The organism is Actinomycetospora aurantiaca (assembly GCF_037401875.1).
Classification (GTDB): domain Bacteria; phylum Actinomycetota; class Actinomycetes; order Mycobacteriales; family Pseudonocardiaceae; genus Actinomycetospora; species Actinomycetospora aurantiaca.
Genome location: NZ_JBBEGN010000029.1, coordinates 1 through 15,734, shown reverse-complemented (window position 1 = coordinate 15,734; position 15,734 = coordinate 1). Strand labels below are relative to the sequence as shown.

The window sequence follows — 15,734 nt, the reverse complement described above, 5'->3', positions numbered from 1 at the left end:
TCGTGACGAGCGCGGGGGCGGCACCGTCCGGGGCGCGCGGGCGGGGGACGCGCTCGGAGCGCTTCGTCATCTGCGGCGACAACCTGCTGACCCTCCGGATCGTGGAGGCCCTCCGGCGCCAGCGCGGGCACGGCACCGAGATCGTGGTCGTGGTGGCCGACCGGACCGGGCGCTACGTCGCCCGGATCGAGGCCGCGCCCGGGGTGCGGGTGGTCGAGGGCGGCCGGTCCGACGACGACGACGGCACGTTCCTCGCCGCCGGGGTGCTCGGGGCGACCGCGGTCGCACTGGTCGACCGCGAGGACGTCACGAACATCCACCGGGCCCTGCGCGTGCAGGAGATCGACCCGTCGGTGCGGTTGGTGGTGCGGCTGTTCAACACCGGGCTCGGGGCCCGCATCGAGGGCATCCTCCCGACGGCGACGGTGCTCTCGGTGTCCGAGACCGCCGCGCCGTCGTTCGTGGCGCAGGCGATCGGACGGAACACCCGCCAGCACGTGCGGCTCGCCGGGCGGACGTTCGTGGTGGCCGGGCGCCGCGAGGTGCGGGAGGCGGCGCTCGTCTGCGGGCTCGCCGCGAACTCCCAGACCGGCGCGCGCGGCGGTCCCCGGCTCCTGCCCGACGACTCCGACCCGGCCGACTTCGTGCTCGCGCGCGCCGAGTCCCGGGCGCGGGTGACCGACCAGCTCTCCCGGCCGCGGACCGAGCGGCTGCGCAACGCGGTCGAGCGGAGCGTGGTGCTCGTCCGCGGGTCGCTGACGCGGCGGCTCGCCCGCGCCACGCTGGCCCTGGTCGGGCTGTTCGTCGCGGGCACGATGGCCTTCGCGACGGTCGGCGGCTACTCCCTCGGCGACGCCGTGTACCTCGCGGTGCTGGACTCCGCGGGGGCCGCGCAGCCGGACACCGGGGCGAGCGTCGCGGTCCGGGTGATCCAGGCCTTCGTCACCGTCGTCGGCATCGCGATCATCCCGCTCGTGACGGCGGTGGTGGTCGAGAGCGCGGTCAGCGCCCGGACCGTGGACCGGACCGCCCGCCGGGCACCGCGGCGCGACCACGTGGTGGTGGTCGGCCTGGGCAACGTGGGCCAGCGCATCGTCACCACCCTGCGCGAGCGCGGCGTGCCGGTCGTCGCGGTGGAGCGCGACGAGGACACCGCGGGGGTGGGGGCGGCCGCCCGGGCCCGGGTGCCTGTGGTGTTCGGCGACGCGACCCGGGAGCGGGTGCTGCGCGAGGCGGGCGTCGAGAACGCCCGCGCGCTCGTTGCGGTGACCAGCGACGACGCGACGAACCTGCAGGCGGCGCTGACGGCCCGCTCGGTCCAGCGGGCCGTGCGCGTGGTGCTGCGGCTGCGCGACGACGACCTCGCCGGCCGGGTCGAGCGCAGCATGAACGCCATCTCGCGCAGCGTGTCCTACGTGGCCGCGCCGGTGTTCGCGGCCGCCCTGCGCGACGGCCAGGTCCTCGCGACCATCCCGGTGGGCCGCCGCATCCTGCTGATGGCCGAGGTGGCGGTGGGCCGGGCGTCGCTCGTGACCGGACTGCCGGTCTCCGTGCTCGCGGAGCCCGGCGAGGTCCGCGTCGTCGGGGTGTTCCGGGGCGCCGGGCCGGACGCGGTGCTGGAGATGCCGCCCCGGCCGCGCCGTGCGCTGAAGGTCGGCGACCGGCTGGTGGTCGTCGCCACGCGCGGCGGGCTCGGGACGGTGCTGGAGCGCTGCGACTCCCGGACGGCCGTCGGGCGCTGAGCTACGCCACGCCCTCCGGCGACGCGCCGGAGACCTGCACACCGTCGGCGGTGATGCGCTCGATCTCGGCGAGGTCGTCGGGCGAGAGGTCCACGTCGACCGCGGCCAGCGAACGCTCGATGTTTCGGTCGGAGCGGGCGCCGACGATCGCGACGTCGATGCCCTCCTGGGCCAGTACCCAGGCGATCGCGAGCTGCGAGACCTCGACGCCCTTGTCGGCCGCGAACTCCTTCAGCCGCTCGACGACGGCGAGGTTGGTCTCGAACTGCTCGCCGTGGAAGGCCGAGGCCTGCGAGCGCCAGTCGGAGTCCTCGAACGTCGTCGACGAGTCCATCGTGCCGGTGAGCAGGCCGGAGCCGAGCGGCGAGTACACCAGCGTGCCGATGTCGTTCTCGCGCACGTAGGGCAGGACGTCGCGCTCGATCCCGCGGCGGAACAGGTGGTACGGCGGCTGCAGCGTCTCCACCGGGCGCTGCTGGTCGAACGCCGCCATCTGGCGCTCGTCGAAGTTCGAGACGCCGACGTGGCGGATCTTGCCCTCGTCGACCATCTCCTGCAGGTAGCCGGCGGTGTCGGCGAACGGCGTGCCGTCGTCCGGCCAGTGGATCTGGTAGAGGTCGATGTGGTCGATCTTCATCGCCTTCAGGCTGGACTCGACCCCGGCGCGCAGGTACTCGCGGCTGGAGTCGCGCGGCTTGTCGCTGCCCGGGTTGATGCCGCCCTTGGTCGCGATGACCACGGAGTCGCGGCGCGAGTCGAGCTCGCTGCGCAGGGCGTTCGCCAGCACCTCCTCGGCCTCACCGAACCCGTAGGCCTGCGCGGTGTCGAAGAAGTTCACCCCGAGGTCGAGCGCGTGGCGGATCGCGCGCTGGGCCTGGTCGGTGTCGTAGGAGCCCCACTCGCCGGACACCTGCCACGTGCCGAAGGCGATGCGGGACACCTCGAGCTCCGTCTTGCCGAGCCTCGTCGTCTTCATGCGGACGGCTACCCGGCGACTCCTGTCCCCGACCGGCGATGTTCGGCACAGTACGGCGACGTGCGCAGGTGGAGCGGTGGGCCCGGCCGGATCAGCCGTTGATGTAGGCCTCCAGCTGCGAGCGGTGGGCCTCCAGCTCGTCGAGGCGGACCTTGACGACGTCGCCGATGCTGACGATGCCCGTCAGCCTCCCGTCCTCGAGCACGGGGAGGTGGCGGATCCGTCGCTCGGTCATGACCCCGCCGAGCGAGTCGACCTCGTCGTCGGGACCGCAGGAGGTCACCGGCCCGGTCATGATCGTCTCGACCGTGTCGGAGAGCACCCCTGCCCCGCGGTGGTGCAGGTGCCGCACGACGTCGCGCTCGGAGACCATCCCGACGACCGCCTCCTGGGCGTCGACCACCACCGCCGCGCCGACCCCGCGCGCCGCGAGCGCCGCGAGCAGCGACGGCACCGGGGTCGTCGGTCCGACCGTGAGCACCCCGGCGGGCTTCGTGTTCAGGACGTCCCGGATACGCATCGTCGACTCCCTCGTCCGGCGACCGGCGGAGTGACGACGATCTCATGTCCGGTTCGCGTCGGAAAGGCTCCCGACGGGGGTTCACGGACGGCCACGGGCCACCGGCCCACACGCCGGACCGGGACTAGGGTCGGGTGACGGTGCACCCACGACGGGAGGACGCGGCATGGTCGGGATCGTCGAGGTCAGCCCGCGGGACGGCCTGCAGAACGAGCGCGCGGTGCTGGAGACGGGCGCGAAAGTCGAGCTGATCACGCAGGCGATCGGGGCCGGCGCGACCCGGATCGAGTCGGCGTCGTTCGTCCACCCGAAGCTGGTCCCGGCGATGGCCGACGCCGAGGCCGTCATGGAGCGCGTGCCGCGGCCGGAGGGCGTCTCGCACATCGGCCTGGTGCTCAACCGGCGCGGCTACGACCGCGCGGTGTCCGCAGGCGTCGACGAGGTCAACGTCGTGGTGCCGGCCTCCGACGGCTTCGCCAAGGCCAACCAGAACTCCACGACCGCGGAGCTCACCGCGGTGGCCGAGGAGGTCCTGGCCGAGGCGGCGTCGGCCGGGCTGTTCGCGACCGTGACGATCGCGACCTCGTTCGGCTGCCCGTTCGACGGCGAGGTCGACCCGGCCCGCGTCGTCGAGGTGGCGCGGCGCGCGGCCGCGGCCGGGGCGAAGGAGATCGCGATCGCCGACACGATCGGGGTCGGGGTGCCGACGCAGGTGCGCACCCTGCTCGACGGCGTGCGCGAGGTGGCCCCGGACGTGATCACCCGGGCGCACTTCCACAACACCCGCAACACCGGCTTCGCCAACGCCGTCGCCGCGTACGAGTGGGGCGTGGACTGGCTGGACTCGTCCAACGGCGGCATCGGCGGCTGCCCGTTCGCCCCGGCCGCGACGGGCAACATCGCGACCGAGGACCTCGTCTACACCCTCGAGCGGATGGGCGTCCGGACCGGGCTGGACCTCGCGGCGCTGATCCCGATCGCGGAGTACCTCTCCGACGCGCTGGGCTACCGGGTGCCGGCGCTGCTGCCTCGGGCGGGCGCGTTCCCGGGCTGATCCGCGCCCGGTACGCGAGGATGGAGGGCATGGCCGACACAGGAGCCGGTGCGCCCGACCCGCTCGAGACCAACACCGCCGGCAGCGCGTACATGCGGCGCGCCTACACGCTCGCCGACCCGGACGCCGCGCGCGACCTCTACGACGAGTGGGCGGAGAGCTACGACACCGAGCTGGCCGGGGACGCGCAGGGCTACGTGGCGCCGGTGATCGCGGCCCGCACCGTGGCCGACGCCGCCGGGGTCGGCGGCGAGATCCTCGACGCCGGGTGCGGCACCGGCCTGGTGGGCGTGGAGCTCGCGGCGCTGGGGGCCACCACGGTCGACGGCGTCGACCTCTCGCCCGGGATGCTGGAGAAGGCCAAGGCGACGGGGGCCTACCGGCGGCTCGCGCCCGCGGACCTCTCGCGCGCGCTGCCGGTGCCCGCGGACTCCTACGACGTCGTGGTCTGCGTCGGCACGTTGACCCACGGCCACGTCGGGCCCGGTGCCTTCGGCGAGTTCGTCCGGCTGAGCCGGCCGGGCGGGACGATCGTGGCGACGGTGCTCGACGACATCTGGGACTCCGGCGGCTACCGCGCCGAGGTCGACCGGCTCGCCCAGATGGCGATGATCGAGATCGTGTCCACCGACCTCGTGGACTACCGCAAGGCGGCCGGGGTCGGCGCCCGCATGGTGGTCCTGCGGGTGGCTTGAGGTCCCCCGGAACGTACGAACGGGCCGTTCGTCACCTTCTACCGTGACGAACGACCCGTTCGTGCAGAACCGGGGTGGCCTGCTCAGCCCGCTAGGTCGACGGTGAGTTCGGCGCCGGTCTTCTCGCGGACCTCGTCCTCGGTGACGCCGTCGGCCAGTTCGCGCAGGACCAGGCCGGCCTCGGTGACGTCGAGGACGGCGATGTCGGTGATGATGCGCTGGACGACGCCCTGGCCGGTCAGCGGCAGGTCGCACTTCTCGACGATCTTGTGCGAGCCGTCCTTGGCGACGTGTTCCATGAGCACGATGACGGTCTTGGCGCCGTGCACGAGGTCCATCGCGCCGCCCATGCCCTTGACCATCTTGCCGGGGATCATCCAGTTGGCGATGTCGCCGGTCTGGGAGACCTGCATGGCGCCGAGGATCGCGGTGTCGACCTTGCCGCCGCGGATCATCCCGAAGCTCAGCGCCGAGTCGAAGAAGCTGGCGCCGGGCAGCGTCGTGACGGTCTCCTTGCCGGCGTTGATCAGGTCCGGGTCGACGTCGGCGTCGTAGGGGTACGGACCGACGCCGAGCAGCCCGTTCTCGGAGTGCAGCACCATGCCCACGCCCTCGGGGACGTAGTTCGGGACCAGGGTGGGCAGGCCGATGCCGAGGTTGACGTAGGAGCCGTCGCGGAGCTCCTTCGCCGCGCGGGCGGCCATCTGCTCGCGGGTGAGACTCATCGGTTCATCGTCTCCTGCGTCGTGCGCTTCTCGATGTGCTTGCGCTGGACTTCCTCGGCGGTCAGCTCGACCACGCGGTGGACGAAGATGCCGGGCAGGTGGACCTCGTCGGGGTCGATCTCGCCGGGCTCGACGAGTTCCTCGACCTCGGCGATCGCCACCCGGCCGGCCATCGCGGCGAGCGGGTTGAAGTTCCGCGAGGACTTGTTGAACACCAGGTTGCCCTGCCGGTCGCCCCGCAGGGCGCGGACGATGCCGTAGTCGATGTCCAGCGCGGTCTCCAGCACGTGCGGCTTGCGCACCCGGGTGCCGTCGGCCAGCGTCACCTCGAACTCGCGGACCTCCTTGGCCGGGGAGGTGACGGTGATGTTCCCGTCGGCGTCGTAGCGCCAGGGCAGCCCGCCGTCGGCGATCATCGTCCCGACCCCGGCGGGGGTGTAGAAGGCGGGGACGCCGGTGCCCGCGGCGCGCAGCCGCTCGGCCAGGGTGCCCTGCGGGTTGAGCTCGACCTCGATCTCGCCGCCGAGGTACTGGCGGGCGAACTCCTTGTTCTCGCCGATGTAGGAGGCCACCACCCGGGAGATGCGGTGCTGCTCGAGCAGCACGCCCAGGCCCCAGCCGTCCACGCCGCAGTTGTTCGAGGCGACCTTCAGGTCGGTCGCGTCGGTGCGGTTCAGCGCGTCGATCAGCACGATCGGCACCCCCGACAGGCCGAAACCGCCGACCGCCAACGAGGCGCCGGACGCGATGTCGGCCACCGCCTCGTCGGCGCTCGCGACCACCTTGTCGATCTCACTCATGCAGTAGTTCCCTTCAGGAGCTCGGCGAGCAGCGGGGTGACGACCTCGGGCCGCTGGTACGAGGCCAGGTGCGCCGCGTCGTCCACGATCTCGAAGCGCGCGCCGGGGATGCCGTCGGCGATCGCCCGACCGTGGTCCGGGGGCGTCGCCGGGTCCTCGGCGCCGGAGATCACGAGGGTGGGGGCGGCGATCGAGGCGAGCCGGTCGCGGGAGTCCCACGCGACGATGGCCTCGCAGCAGGAGGCGTAGCCCTCGGCGGGGGTCGCAGCGATCATGTCGCGCATCCGGTCCCGGACCTCGGGAGCGACGTCGTCGGTGAACCACCGCGCGACCACGCCGTCCGCGAGACCGGCGACGCCCTCGGCCCGGGCGACGCGGGCGCGCTCGGCGAAGGTGTCGAGGTTCGCGAACCGCGCGGAGGTGCACAGCAGCCCGAGCGCGGCGACCCGCTCGGGGGCGCGGAAGGCGATCGCCTGGCTCATCGCCCCACCCAGCGAGACCCCGGCGAACACGGCGCGGCCGACGCCCAGTCCGTCGAGGGTCTCGAGGACGTCGTCCGCGAGCTCCTCCACGGTGTAGGGACCGTCGGGCACCGGGGAGGCGCCGTGCCCGCGGGTGTCCAGGGTGAGCACCCGGTAGGTGTCCGCGAGCTCGCGGCGCTGCGGGGCCCACATGTCGACGGTGGAGCCGAGCGAGCACAGCAGGACGAGCACGGGAGCGTCCCGCGGTCCTTCGTCGGTCAGGTGGAGACGCACACCGGCCACCCTCTCTCATGACCCGCGAGTAGGACACGGGCTCTTCCGATCACCGGCAGCGTCAGTCGAGCTTCGACGGGTGGCGCGTGAGCGCGGTCACCTCGATCTGCATGTAGGGGAAGAGCGGCAGGCTGGAGAGCAGCTGGTGCAGCTCGTCGCCGGAGTCGACGTCGAAGCGGCTGTAGTTGGCGTACTGCCCGACGATCCGCCACAGCTCCGGCCACTTCCCCGAGCGCTGGATCTCGTGGGCGCGGTCGCGTTCCCGGGCGCGGAGGTCGTCGGCGACCTCGGGCGGCATGTCGTGGGGCAGGCGGACGTCCATGCGGACGAGGAACTGCACGTCGGGCTCCTACTGGTCGGCGCGGTAGCGGGCGAGCTTGTCGGGGTCGATCGTCGCGCCGAGGCCGGGGGCCTGCCGGGCCGCGATCCGCCCGTCGGTGATCACCGGGGGTTCGGTGAGGACGTCGTCGGTCATGAGCAGGAAGTTCGTGACCTCCACCGGGTGCCGGGCGAGCGCGGTCAGGCCGCACCCGAGCGCCACGGATGCGACCGTGTTGACCATCCCGTCGATCTGGTTGCCGATCATCGTCGTCACGCCCAGGCCCTCGCAGAGCCCGACGATCTTGGCGGAGTCGGTGAAGCCGGTGCGGGCGACCTTGACGCTGATCGACTGGGCGTCCCCGTCGAGCAGGGAGCGGGCGACGCCGCCGAGGGTGATCGTGGACTCGTCGCCGACGACCGGGATCGGGGAGGCGCGCACGATCCGGCGCCGGCCGAGGACGTCGTCGGCGGGGTTCGGCTCCTCGAGCATCGTCACGCCGTGGTCGGCCAGGCGGCGGGCGGCGACGATCGCGGTGTCGGCGTCCCACCCGCGGTTCGCGTCCGCGTAGAGCTCGACCGCGTCGCCGAGCTCGGCGCGCAGGGCCCGGACGGCCGCGAGGTCCACCCCGAGCCCGCGACCCACCTTGACCTTGAAGGCCTCGACGCCGTACCCGTCGCGCATCTCGACCGCGTCGGCGACCATCTCGCGGGGGGTGCCGAGTCCGATCATGTGCGCCGCCGCCACGTCGTCGGCCGCGTGCCCCAGCAGGACGTGCACCGGCTGCCCGCAGGCCTGCCCGACGATGTCCCACAGCGCGGTGTCGACGGCGCCCTTGGCGGCGTTGTTCGCGACCGTCCGGTGCAGGTCGGCCCGGATGCGCTCCCGGGCGAACGGGTCCGCGCCGAGGAGCACGGGCGCGAACAGGTCGCGCACGGCCGCGACCACCGAGGCCGCGGTCTCGCCGTAGGTGTAGGGCCGGGGTGGGGCCTCGCCGACGCCCACGAGGCCGTCGTCGGTGGTGATCCGGACGAGCACGTGGTCCGCCGCGGTCACCGAGCCGCTGGCGAAGGCGAACGGGCGCCGGTACGGCACGGCGAGGGGGATCGCCTCGACGGTACGGATCTTCATGACGGCGGGTCTCCAGGCTGGGGGTCGGCCGGGTCGGCGGTGAGGACGCCGACGGCCTTCGCGAGCGCGGGTGAGGGGTCGTCGCGGCGCCACGCCAGGGCGACGTCCGCGGTGACGGGCGCGGGTGAGCGGAGCTCCCGGTATCCCACGCCGGCGACGGAGACGGCGAGCACGGACTCCGGGAGCAGGGCGACCCCGACGCCGGCGGCGACGAGGGCGAGCACGATCGAGGTCTGGTCGGCCTCGTGGGTGTGGCGGGGGACGAAGCCGGCGGCGCGGCAGGCCCGGTCGGCCGCGGCACCCACGACCGACCCCGGGGCGGAGTAGACGACGAAGTCCGCGTCGGCCAGGTCGGCCAGGTCGACCGGGCCCTCGGCCGGTCCGACCCCGACACCGGCGCCGACCGCCAGCACGAGCCGTTCCCGCGCCAGCAGGTGGACGGCGAGGGCGTCGTCGGAGACCGGGGGCCGCAGGACGGCGAGGTCGATCCGGTGGTCGGCGAGCGCGGACTCCAGCGAGGGCGTCAGCATCTCGGTGCGGAAGGTCAGCGACAGCCCGGGCAGCTCGTCCGCCAGGCGCCGGACCAGCCGGGGGACGTGCCGGTAGGTCGCCAGGGCCGTCGTCCCGATCCGCAGGGCGCCGAGGTCGCCGGCCGCCACCCGCGACACCTGGTCCCGGGCGGCGGACACCGACTCGAGGATGCGGACCGCCTCCGGCAGCAGCGCCTCGCCCGCGGCGGTGAGGTCGACCCGGCGGGTGGTCCGCTCGAACAGCGGGGCGCCGAGGTGCGACTCCAGCTGCCGGATCGCCTGCGAGAGCGGCGACTGGGCGATGTGCAGCTCGCCGGCCGCCCGCCCGAAGTGCCGGGTGCGGGCGACGGTGACGAAGTAGCGCAGCTGCCGGAGGTCCACGTGCTACTCGGCCTCGAGGACGAAGTCCCGGTCCGAGCGGATCTCGTCGCCGTGGCCGGTGGGCTGCGGGTCGAGGGTGAGCTCCGGCTTGTCGGCCGAGGCGACGTCGTTGCCGAGGTAGGGGTCGCCGGTGAAGAACAGCTGGGTGGTCAGCGTGCGGTGGCCCGGGGCGGTGACCAGCAGGTGGATGTGCGCGGGGCGCCACGGGCTCCAGCCGGCGGCGAGCGTCATCTGCCCGGTCGGACCGTCCAGCGGGATCGTGTAGGGCGCGGGCTTGCGGGTGTGGATTTCGTAGCGGCCCTGGTCGTCGGTGGTGACGACGCCGCGCAGGTTCCCGGCCGGCGGCTTGGCGGCGAAGCCGGAGTACCAGCCCTCCTCGTCCGTGTGCCAGATGTCGACCTTGGCGCCGGCGAGCGGCGTCCCGTCGGTGTCGGTGACCTGCCCGGCCAGGATCATCGGCGTGCCGGGCTCGTCGTCGCGCATCGGCAGGGTGGCCGGGGAGTCGAGCTGGGCCTGCCCGTCGAGCCAGAACGGGCCGAGGATCGTGCCGACCGAGCCGTCCTGGGTCTCGGCGGCGACCTTCTCGACCTCGAACTCCAGGTAGACGTCGAGGAACAGCGGCCACTCGCCGGTGTCGGAGACGCTGATCAGCCAGCGCTTGAAGGCGTCGAACTCGTCGTAGGTGACCTTGTGCTCGCGGATCGCGGAGCGGATGCCCTCGAGCGCGGCGCCGACGACGGTGGCGACGCGGGCCTGGTCGACGTCGCCGCCGCCGGTGCGGAAGGTGGCCGCGCCGGAGCGGGCGATGTCGGTGGCGTGCGAGCCGGCGGTGGCGGCGTCGGACACGGACTGGTCCTCGGTGGTGGTCATGCGGTGTCCTTCGTGGTGGGGGTGACTGCACTGGCGGAGTACTCGTGGACCCAGGCGTTCGCGTCGAGGTAGCCCGCGAAGCGCGCGTCGCGCGCCTTCAGGCCGTCGACGTCGTCGTCGGGGAGATGGAGGAGCGTCCCGGTCTCCCAGGCGCTGGTGGAGACGGCACGGGTGCGGGCCCGGCGTCGTCGGGGGTAGGCCGCGAGGGCCTCGTCGGGGTCGTGCGCGGCGAGGAGGTCGGCGAGCACGACGGCGTCCTCGATCGACTGGTTTGCGCCCTGGCCGTGGTGGGGGAGCATCGCGTGGCAGGCGTCGCCGATCAGCACGACGCGTCCGCGGGTCCAGCGGGTCAGGTGCGGCTGGGAGAGCAGCGGCCAGCGCGGGCTCTGCGGGACGGCGGCGAGCATCTCGACGACGGCGGGGTGCCAGCCCGCGAAGCCGGCGAGCAGCTCGCCGTCGGGGACCTCCCTGTTGCCCCCGTCCCACGTGTCCGGGCCGCAGAGCACCGCGAAGAAGTTGACGGTGTCTCCGTCGTTGCTGCCGCGCTCTCCTCCACCGAGTGCGTAGTGCAACAGGTGGGCGTGCGGGCCGACCCAGAACTGGATGGCCAGCGGGTCGGGCAGGGACGGCAGGGCGGAGCGGGGCACGAGCCCGCGGAAGGCGCTGGTGCCGGAGTACCGCGGGCCCTCGCCCGGCACGACGTACTCGCGGACCACCGAGTGCACGCCGTCGGCGCCGACGACGACGTCGGCCGTGACGGTGGAGCCGTCGGCGAAGGCGATCGAGCGGCCGTCGTCACCGATGCCGGCGACCGTCCGCGACAGGTGCAGGTGGTCCTCACCGAACGCGCGGGCGAGGCCCTGCTGGAGGTCGACGCGGTGGATGCCCCAGTAGGGCGCACCGAAGCGCTCCCGGTAGGTCGCGCCGCCGGGATGGGCGGCGATCCGCTCGCCGGTCCGGCCGTCGCGGTAGATCAGCTCGGTCGGCATCGTCGAGACCCGGTCCAGGGCGTCCCCGACGCCGAGCCGGACCAGCTCGCGCGTGCCGTTCGCCGAGAGCGCCACCGCCGCGCCGACCTCGCGGAGCTCGGCGGCGCGTTCGTAGAGGTCGACCTCGATGCCGCGGGCGCGCAGCGCGAGCCCGAGCGTCAGGCCGCCGATCCCCGCACCGACGACGGCGACCCTCACGCGCAGGCCTTCAGGAACGCGTCCGTCAGCTCGCCGGGGCGGGTGAAGTTGGCCTCGTGGCTGCCGGGCGCCTCGATCGCGGTGACGCCCAGGCGCTCCGGGAAGCGGGTCCAGCCGTACTCGCCGGGCGGCAGCGCGACGTCGTCGACGGAGAGCACGTAGGCGCTGGGGACGTCGAGGTCGAAGAACGGCTTCTGGTTCGGCTCCTCGCGGAAGGTGCCCATCGGCTGCGGGGCGAGCAGGCCGAACACCGCGCGCTGGGCGTCCTCGCTCGCGTCCTGCATGAACGCGCCCTGCCACACCTCGAACGGCAGCGACACCGTGTTCTGCTCACCGCTCGCGGCGGCCTGGGCGGAGAAGAGGTCCGCGTAGTGCGGGGGCACCGCGTCCATGAGCGACTCGCCGTCCTGCGGGACGAAGGCGCTCCAGAAGACGTTGCGACGCAGGCGGGGCGCGAGTCGGGGTGCGGCCCCGCAGAGGACGAAGCCGCCCCAGCTGTGCCCGAGCAGCGTCACGTCGGTGAGGTCCTCGCGCTCGACGAGGCCGACGACCGCGTCGGCGCAGTCGGTCAGGGTGACGCCGCGCGGGTCGTCGCCGAGGTCGAGCCCGGGCAGCGTCGCCGTGTACACGCGGTGTCCCGCCGCCCGGAGCTTCGTGGCCACGGGGCGCCAGCTCCAGCCGCCGTGCCAGGCGCCGGTGATCAGGACGAAGGTCTCCACGGTGAACCCTTCCTCGTCGTGCAGGTCTTGCGAGCCAGCGTGACACAGCTCATCCAGGAGGAAAAAGCGCAAAGTCGAGGACGATTGAGACCGACCACATCTCGATCTCCCGGTGCTCGCCCCGGGGCTCGGCGTGACGGGGCGAGGTGATCGGGGGAGGATGGCGCTCATGGCGAGCACGGACCCGACCACGATGCGTTCGGTGCTGGGGCACTTCCCGTCGGGCGTCACGATCGTGACCGGCCTCGTCGACGGCGAGCCCGCCGGGTTCACCTGTCAGTCGTTCTCGTCGCTGTCGCTCGACCCGCCGCTCGTGCTCATCCTGCCGGGCCGGAACTCGTCGTCGTGGCCGCGGATCGAGGGCACGGGGCGGTTCTGCGTGAACGTCCTCGCCCAGGACCAGGGCGGGCTCTCGACGCAGTTCGCGAAGTCGGGCACGGACAAGTTCGCCGGGGTGGGGTGGACGTCCTCGCCGTCGGGGTCGCCGATCCTGGACGGGGCGACCGCGTGGATCGACTGCACGTTGCACGCCTCGCACGACGGCGGCGACCACCTCATCGTCATCGGCGCCGTGCAGGACCTCGCGACCGCCGAACTCCCGCCCCTGGTGTTCCACCGCGGCGCCTACGCGCGCACCGACGCCGCGCTCTAGCCCCGACCGTGGCCGCGGTCCTGCCCGCCCGGGTCCGCCGCGGATACGCGCTCGGCAGCGTCGCGACCGGGACGTTCGGGACGGTGCCCGGTCTGCTGCTCCTGCCCTACCTCACCGACACGCTCGGCGTCGCGGCCGCCGTCGCCGGACTGATCGTGTTCGTGCCCAAGGCGTGGGACGTGGTGCTCAATCCGGTCGCGGGCCGCATCAGCGACCGCAGCACCTCGCCCCGCGGCCGGCGGCGACCGTTTCTGTTGCGGGCCGGGGTCGCCCTGGCGGTGACGTTCGCCCTGATCTTCGCCGGGCCGACGGCGCCGCCCGCGCTCGCCGCCACCTGGGTGGTGGTGGCCTTCCTGCTGTGCGCGACCGCCTACGCCTTCTTCCAGGTGCCGTTCAACGCGATGCCCGCCGAGATCACGCCGGACGCCGACGAGCGCACGCGGATGATGTCGTGGCGGGTCGCGGTGATCGCGGTGGCGATCCTGCTCGCCGGGGGCACGGCGCCGCTGGTCGTGGACGCCGCCGGCCACCGCGTGATGGGTGTCTACGTCGGCGTGCTCCTGCTCGTGGGCACGCTCGGAGCCTGGGCGGCGACGTGCGGGGTGGCCGAGGACCCGACCGACGCGCCGACCGGCCCGCTGCGCGCCCAGCTCCGTGTCGCGCTCGCCGTCCCGGACTTCCGCCGGCTGCTGCTGGCGTTCGTCGCGCAGGCGCTCGGGGTGGGCACGCTGCTCGCCGGGGTGGCCTACGTGGCGCGGTACCTGCTGGCGGACCCGGCCGCGTCGTCGGTGCTGTTCGCGGCGTTCGTCGGGCCGGCGCTGCTGGTCAGCCCGCTGTGGGAGCGCTGGTCGCGGCGGTGGGGCAAACGCTCCGGGTACGTCGCCTCGACGGTCCTGCTGGTGGTCGGGTCCCTGGCGCTGGTCACGACGGCAGGTGACGTCGCCGCGCTCGCGTACGTCGCGGCCGGCGTCGCCGGGATCGGCTACGCGGGGACGCAGCTGTGCCCGCTCGCGATGCTGCCCGACGTGGCCGCCGCGGCCACGCGGGCGACCGGGGTCAACCGCACCGGGGTCTTCACCGGGTTGTGGACCGCGGGCGAGACCCTCGGGCTGGCGCTCGGGCCGGGGCTCTACGGCCTCGTGCTCGCGGCGGGTGGCTACGTCGCCTCCACCGGCGGGACTGCGCAGTCACCGTCCGCGCTGCTCGCGATTGCGCTGGGGTTCTCGGTGGTGCCCGCGGTGCTCGTCGCGGTGAGCCTGATGCCGATCGGTCGTTACGGGGGTTCTCATGGGTGACGTCCTGGCCGAGCTCGAGGCCCTCCGCGCCCACGACCTGCCCACGCACGGCGGACGCACGCTCGCCTACGTCTACGACTCCGGCCTCGCCGAGGCGGACGCCGTGGGGCGGGCGGCGCTGGCATCCTTCGGGGCCACCAACGGACTCGACCCGACCGCCTTCCCCAGCCTCGCCGCGATGGAGCGCGACCTGGTGGCGTTCGCGCGGCCGCTGTTCCACGCGCCGGACACGGCCGTCGGCACCGTGACCTCCGGGGGCACGGAGTCGATCCTGCTCGCGGTGCAGACCGCGCGGGACGCGGCCGGGGTGGACCGGCCGGCGATGGTCGTCCCGACGACGGCACACGGTGCGTTCCACAAGGCGGCCCACTACTTCGGGGTGGAGCTGGTGGCGGTCGACGTGGACCCGACGACGATGCGGGCGGCCCCCGACGCGATGGCGGCGGCGACGGACGCTGTGGCCGACCGGCTGGTGCTGGTGGCGGTCTCGGCGCCGTCGTACGCGCACGGGGTGGTCGACCCGGTCGCGGAGGTGGCCGCGCTCGCCGCCGACCGCGGGGTCCGCTGCCACGTCGACGCCTGCATCGGCGGCTGGGTGCTGCCGTGGAGCGCGTACCCGGAGCCGTGGGATCTCGCCGTTCCCGGCGTCACCAGCCTGTCGGCGGACCTGCACAAGTACGCCTACACGCCGAAGGGCGTGTCGCTGCTGCTGCACCGGGACCCGGCGCTGCGCCGGCCGCAGTTCTTCGCCAGTGCGGACTGGCCCGGCTACACGATGCTCAACGCGACGATGCAGTCCACGCGCTCCGGCGGTCCGCTCGCGGCCGCGTGGGCGGTGACCCGCCACATCGGGGTCGAGGGCTACCGGTCCCTGGTGGCGACGACCCTCGCGACGACCGCGGCGGTCGCGGACGCCGTGCGGGCGACGGGGCACCTGCGCCTGGCCGCCGAGCCGGACTCGTCGCTGCTGGCCGTGGCGACCGACGACGCCCTGGACGTCTTCACCCTCGCCGACGAGCTGTCCGCCCGGGGCTGGTTCGTCCAGCCGCAGATGGCCTTCCGGGACCTGCCGGCGACCCTGCACCTGACGATCAGCGCGGCCACCGCGTCCGGCCTCGACGACCTGGTGGCGGCGCTGCGGGAGTCGGTCGACGCCGCGGTCGCGGCCGGGCCGGTGGCGGTGGCGCCCGAGCTGCGCGCGGCCGCGGCGGCCCTCGACCCGGCGACCCTCGACGACGCCGACTTCGACGGGCTCCTCGCGCTCGCCGGCCTGGAGGGAGCCGCCGTCCCCGATCGCATGGCGCCGGTCAACGCCCTGCTCGACGCCGCGCCACCGCGATTGCGGGAGGCGCTGCTGATCGCGTTCCTGGACCGGCTGACGCG

General features: G+C 73.9%; 17 protein-coding genes. 6 read left to right on the top strand and 11 right to left on the bottom strand.

Features of this window, described 5'->3' with window-relative positions; all coding sequences use genetic code 11:
* Positions 1 to 2 precede the first annotated feature (2 nt).
* Positions 3 to 1,742 (top strand): NAD-binding protein, encoded by a 1,740-nt coding sequence (locus WCD74_RS29035; protein ID WP_337698413.1) that lies wholly within the window; start codon positions 3 to 5, stop codon positions 1,740 to 1,742.
* Between the two features lies 1 nt (position 1,743).
* On the opposite strand, the gene WCD74_RS29030 is transcribed toward WCD74_RS29035, so the two are convergent.
* Together WCD74_RS29030 and WCD74_RS29025 are read right to left on the bottom strand one after the other, a co-directional pair.
* Entirely contained in the window at positions 1,744 to 2,718 is a 975-nt protein-coding gene (locus tag WCD74_RS29030) for an aldo/keto reductase (protein WP_337698412.1), read from the bottom strand.
* A gap of 91 nt (positions 2,719 to 2,809) precedes the next feature.
* Entirely contained in the window at positions 2,810 to 3,238 is a 429-nt protein-coding gene (locus WCD74_RS29025; RefSeq protein ID WP_337698411.1) for a CBS domain-containing protein, read from the bottom strand.
* Between the two features lie 166 nt (positions 3,239 to 3,404).
* Here WCD74_RS29025 and WCD74_RS29020 point away from each other — a divergent pair, with 166 nt between their 5' ends.
* On the top strand, positions 3,405 to 4,292 hold the full coding sequence (locus WCD74_RS29020) for a hydroxymethylglutaryl-CoA lyase (RefSeq protein WP_337698410.1): 888 nt from the start codon (positions 3,405 to 3,407) through the stop codon (positions 4,290 to 4,292).
* 29 nt (positions 4,293 to 4,321) lie between these two features.
* Complete coding sequence (locus WCD74_RS29015; RefSeq protein ID WP_337698409.1) at positions 4,322 to 4,987, top strand: class I SAM-dependent DNA methyltransferase; 666 nt, start codon at positions 4,322 to 4,324, stop codon at positions 4,985 to 4,987.
* Positions 4,988 to 5,070: 83 nt separating this feature from the next.
* Here WCD74_RS29015 and WCD74_RS29010 read toward each other — a convergent pair whose 3' ends face one another.
* The 9 genes from WCD74_RS29010 to WCD74_RS28970 form a co-directional block, all read right to left on the bottom strand.
* Positions 5,071 to 5,712: a CoA transferase subunit B gene (locus tag WCD74_RS29010; RefSeq protein ID WP_337698408.1), complete on the bottom strand. Its 642-nt coding sequence runs from the start codon at positions 5,710 to 5,712 to the stop codon at positions 5,071 to 5,073.
* Entirely contained in the window at positions 5,709 to 6,512 is an 804-nt protein-coding gene (locus tag WCD74_RS29005; protein WP_337698407.1) for a CoA transferase subunit A, read from the bottom strand. Before WCD74_RS29005 ends, WCD74_RS29010 begins: the two co-directional genes overlap by 4 nt.
* Complete coding sequence (gene pcaD, locus WCD74_RS29000; protein WP_337698406.1) at positions 6,509 to 7,267, bottom strand: 3-oxoadipate enol-lactonase; 759 nt, start codon at positions 7,265 to 7,267, stop codon at positions 6,509 to 6,511. The genes WCD74_RS29005 and pcaD overlap by 4 nt, the downstream gene beginning before the upstream one ends.
* A 61-nt stretch (positions 7,268 to 7,328) precedes the next feature.
* The gene (catC, locus tag WCD74_RS28995; protein WP_337698405.1) at positions 7,329 to 7,607 is read right to left on the bottom strand and encodes a muconolactone Delta-isomerase; all 279 of its coding nucleotides are present in this window, start codon (positions 7,605 to 7,607) and stop codon (positions 7,329 to 7,331) included.
* 9 nt (positions 7,608 to 7,616) lie between these two features.
* Positions 7,617 to 8,717: a mandelate racemase/muconate lactonizing enzyme family protein gene (locus WCD74_RS28990; RefSeq protein ID WP_337698404.1), complete on the bottom strand. Its 1,101-nt coding sequence runs from the start codon at positions 8,715 to 8,717 to the stop codon at positions 7,617 to 7,619.
* Positions 8,714 to 9,628 carry a LysR family transcriptional regulator gene (locus WCD74_RS28985; RefSeq protein ID WP_337698403.1) on the bottom strand — a complete coding sequence of 305 codons (915 nt, stop codon included), beginning with the start codon at positions 9,626 to 9,628 and terminating at the stop codon, positions 8,714 to 8,716. The genes WCD74_RS28990 and WCD74_RS28985 overlap by 4 nt, the downstream gene beginning before the upstream one ends.
* Positions 9,629 to 9,631: 3 nt before the next feature.
* Positions 9,632 to 10,498 carry a dioxygenase family protein gene (locus WCD74_RS28980; protein ID WP_337698402.1) on the bottom strand — a complete coding sequence of 289 codons (867 nt, stop codon included), beginning with the start codon at positions 10,496 to 10,498 and terminating at the stop codon, positions 9,632 to 9,634.
* Positions 10,495 to 11,685 carry an FAD-dependent monooxygenase gene (locus tag WCD74_RS28975; RefSeq protein ID WP_337698401.1) on the bottom strand — a complete coding sequence of 397 codons (1,191 nt, stop codon included), beginning with the start codon at positions 11,683 to 11,685 and terminating at the stop codon, positions 10,495 to 10,497. Before WCD74_RS28975 ends, WCD74_RS28980 begins: the two co-directional genes overlap by 4 nt.
* The gene (locus WCD74_RS28970; RefSeq protein WP_337698400.1) at positions 11,682 to 12,404 is read right to left on the bottom strand and encodes an alpha/beta fold hydrolase; all 723 of its coding nucleotides are present in this window, start codon (positions 12,402 to 12,404) and stop codon (positions 11,682 to 11,684) included. Before WCD74_RS28970 ends, WCD74_RS28975 begins: the two co-directional genes overlap by 4 nt.
* A gap of 169 nt (positions 12,405 to 12,573) precedes the next feature.
* Here WCD74_RS28970 and WCD74_RS28965 point away from each other — a divergent pair, with 169 nt between their 5' ends.
* From WCD74_RS28965 to WCD74_RS28955, 3 genes are all read left to right on the top strand, one after another.
* On the top strand, positions 12,574 to 13,056 hold the full coding sequence (locus WCD74_RS28965; RefSeq protein WP_337698399.1) for a flavin reductase family protein: 483 nt from the start codon (positions 12,574 to 12,576) through the stop codon (positions 13,054 to 13,056).
* 8 nt (positions 13,057 to 13,064) lie between these two features.
* The gene (locus WCD74_RS28960) at positions 13,065 to 14,351 is read left to right on the top strand and encodes an MFS transporter (RefSeq protein WP_337698398.1); all 1,287 of its coding nucleotides are present in this window, start codon (positions 13,065 to 13,067) and stop codon (positions 14,349 to 14,351) included.
* Positions 14,344 to 15,734: pyridoxal phosphate-dependent decarboxylase family protein (locus tag WCD74_RS28955; protein ID WP_337698396.1), on the top strand; the 1,391-nt coding region annotated here is incomplete at its 3' end. The genes WCD74_RS28960 and WCD74_RS28955, both read left to right, overlap by 8 nt.

Bases quoted from the DNA above. Each gene is read 5' to 3' on its own strand.
- WCD74_RS29030 (WP_337698412.1), bottom strand. From the start codon at position 2,718: ATGAAGACGACGAGGCTCGGCAAGACGGAGCTCGAGGTGTCCCGCATC.
- WCD74_RS29025 (WP_337698411.1), bottom strand. From the start codon at position 3,238: ATGCGTATCCGGGACGTCCTGAACACGAAGCCCGCCGGGGTGCTCACG.
- WCD74_RS29020 (WP_337698410.1), top strand. From the start codon at position 3,405: ATGGTCGGGATCGTCGAGGTCAGCCCGCGGGACGGCCTGCAGAACGAG.
- WCD74_RS29015 (WP_337698409.1), top strand. From the start codon at position 4,322: ATGGCCGACACAGGAGCCGGTGCGCCCGACCCGCTCGAGACCAACACC.
- WCD74_RS29010 (WP_337698408.1), bottom strand. From the start codon at position 5,712: ATGAGTCTCACCCGCGAGCAGATGGCCGCCCGCGCGGCGAAGGAGCTC.
- WCD74_RS29005 (WP_337698407.1), bottom strand. From the start codon at position 6,512: ATGAGTGAGATCGACAAGGTGGTCGCGAGCGCCGACGAGGCGGTGGCC.
- WCD74_RS28990 (WP_337698404.1), bottom strand. From the start codon at position 8,717: ATGAAGATCCGTACCGTCGAGGCGATCCCCCTCGCCGTGCCGTACCGG.
- WCD74_RS28980 (WP_337698402.1), bottom strand. From the start codon at position 10,498: ATGACCACCACCGAGGACCAGTCCGTGTCCGACGCCGCCACCGCCGGC.
- WCD74_RS28965 (WP_337698399.1), top strand. From the start codon at position 12,574: ATGGCGAGCACGGACCCGACCACGATGCGTTCGGTGCTGGGGCACTTC.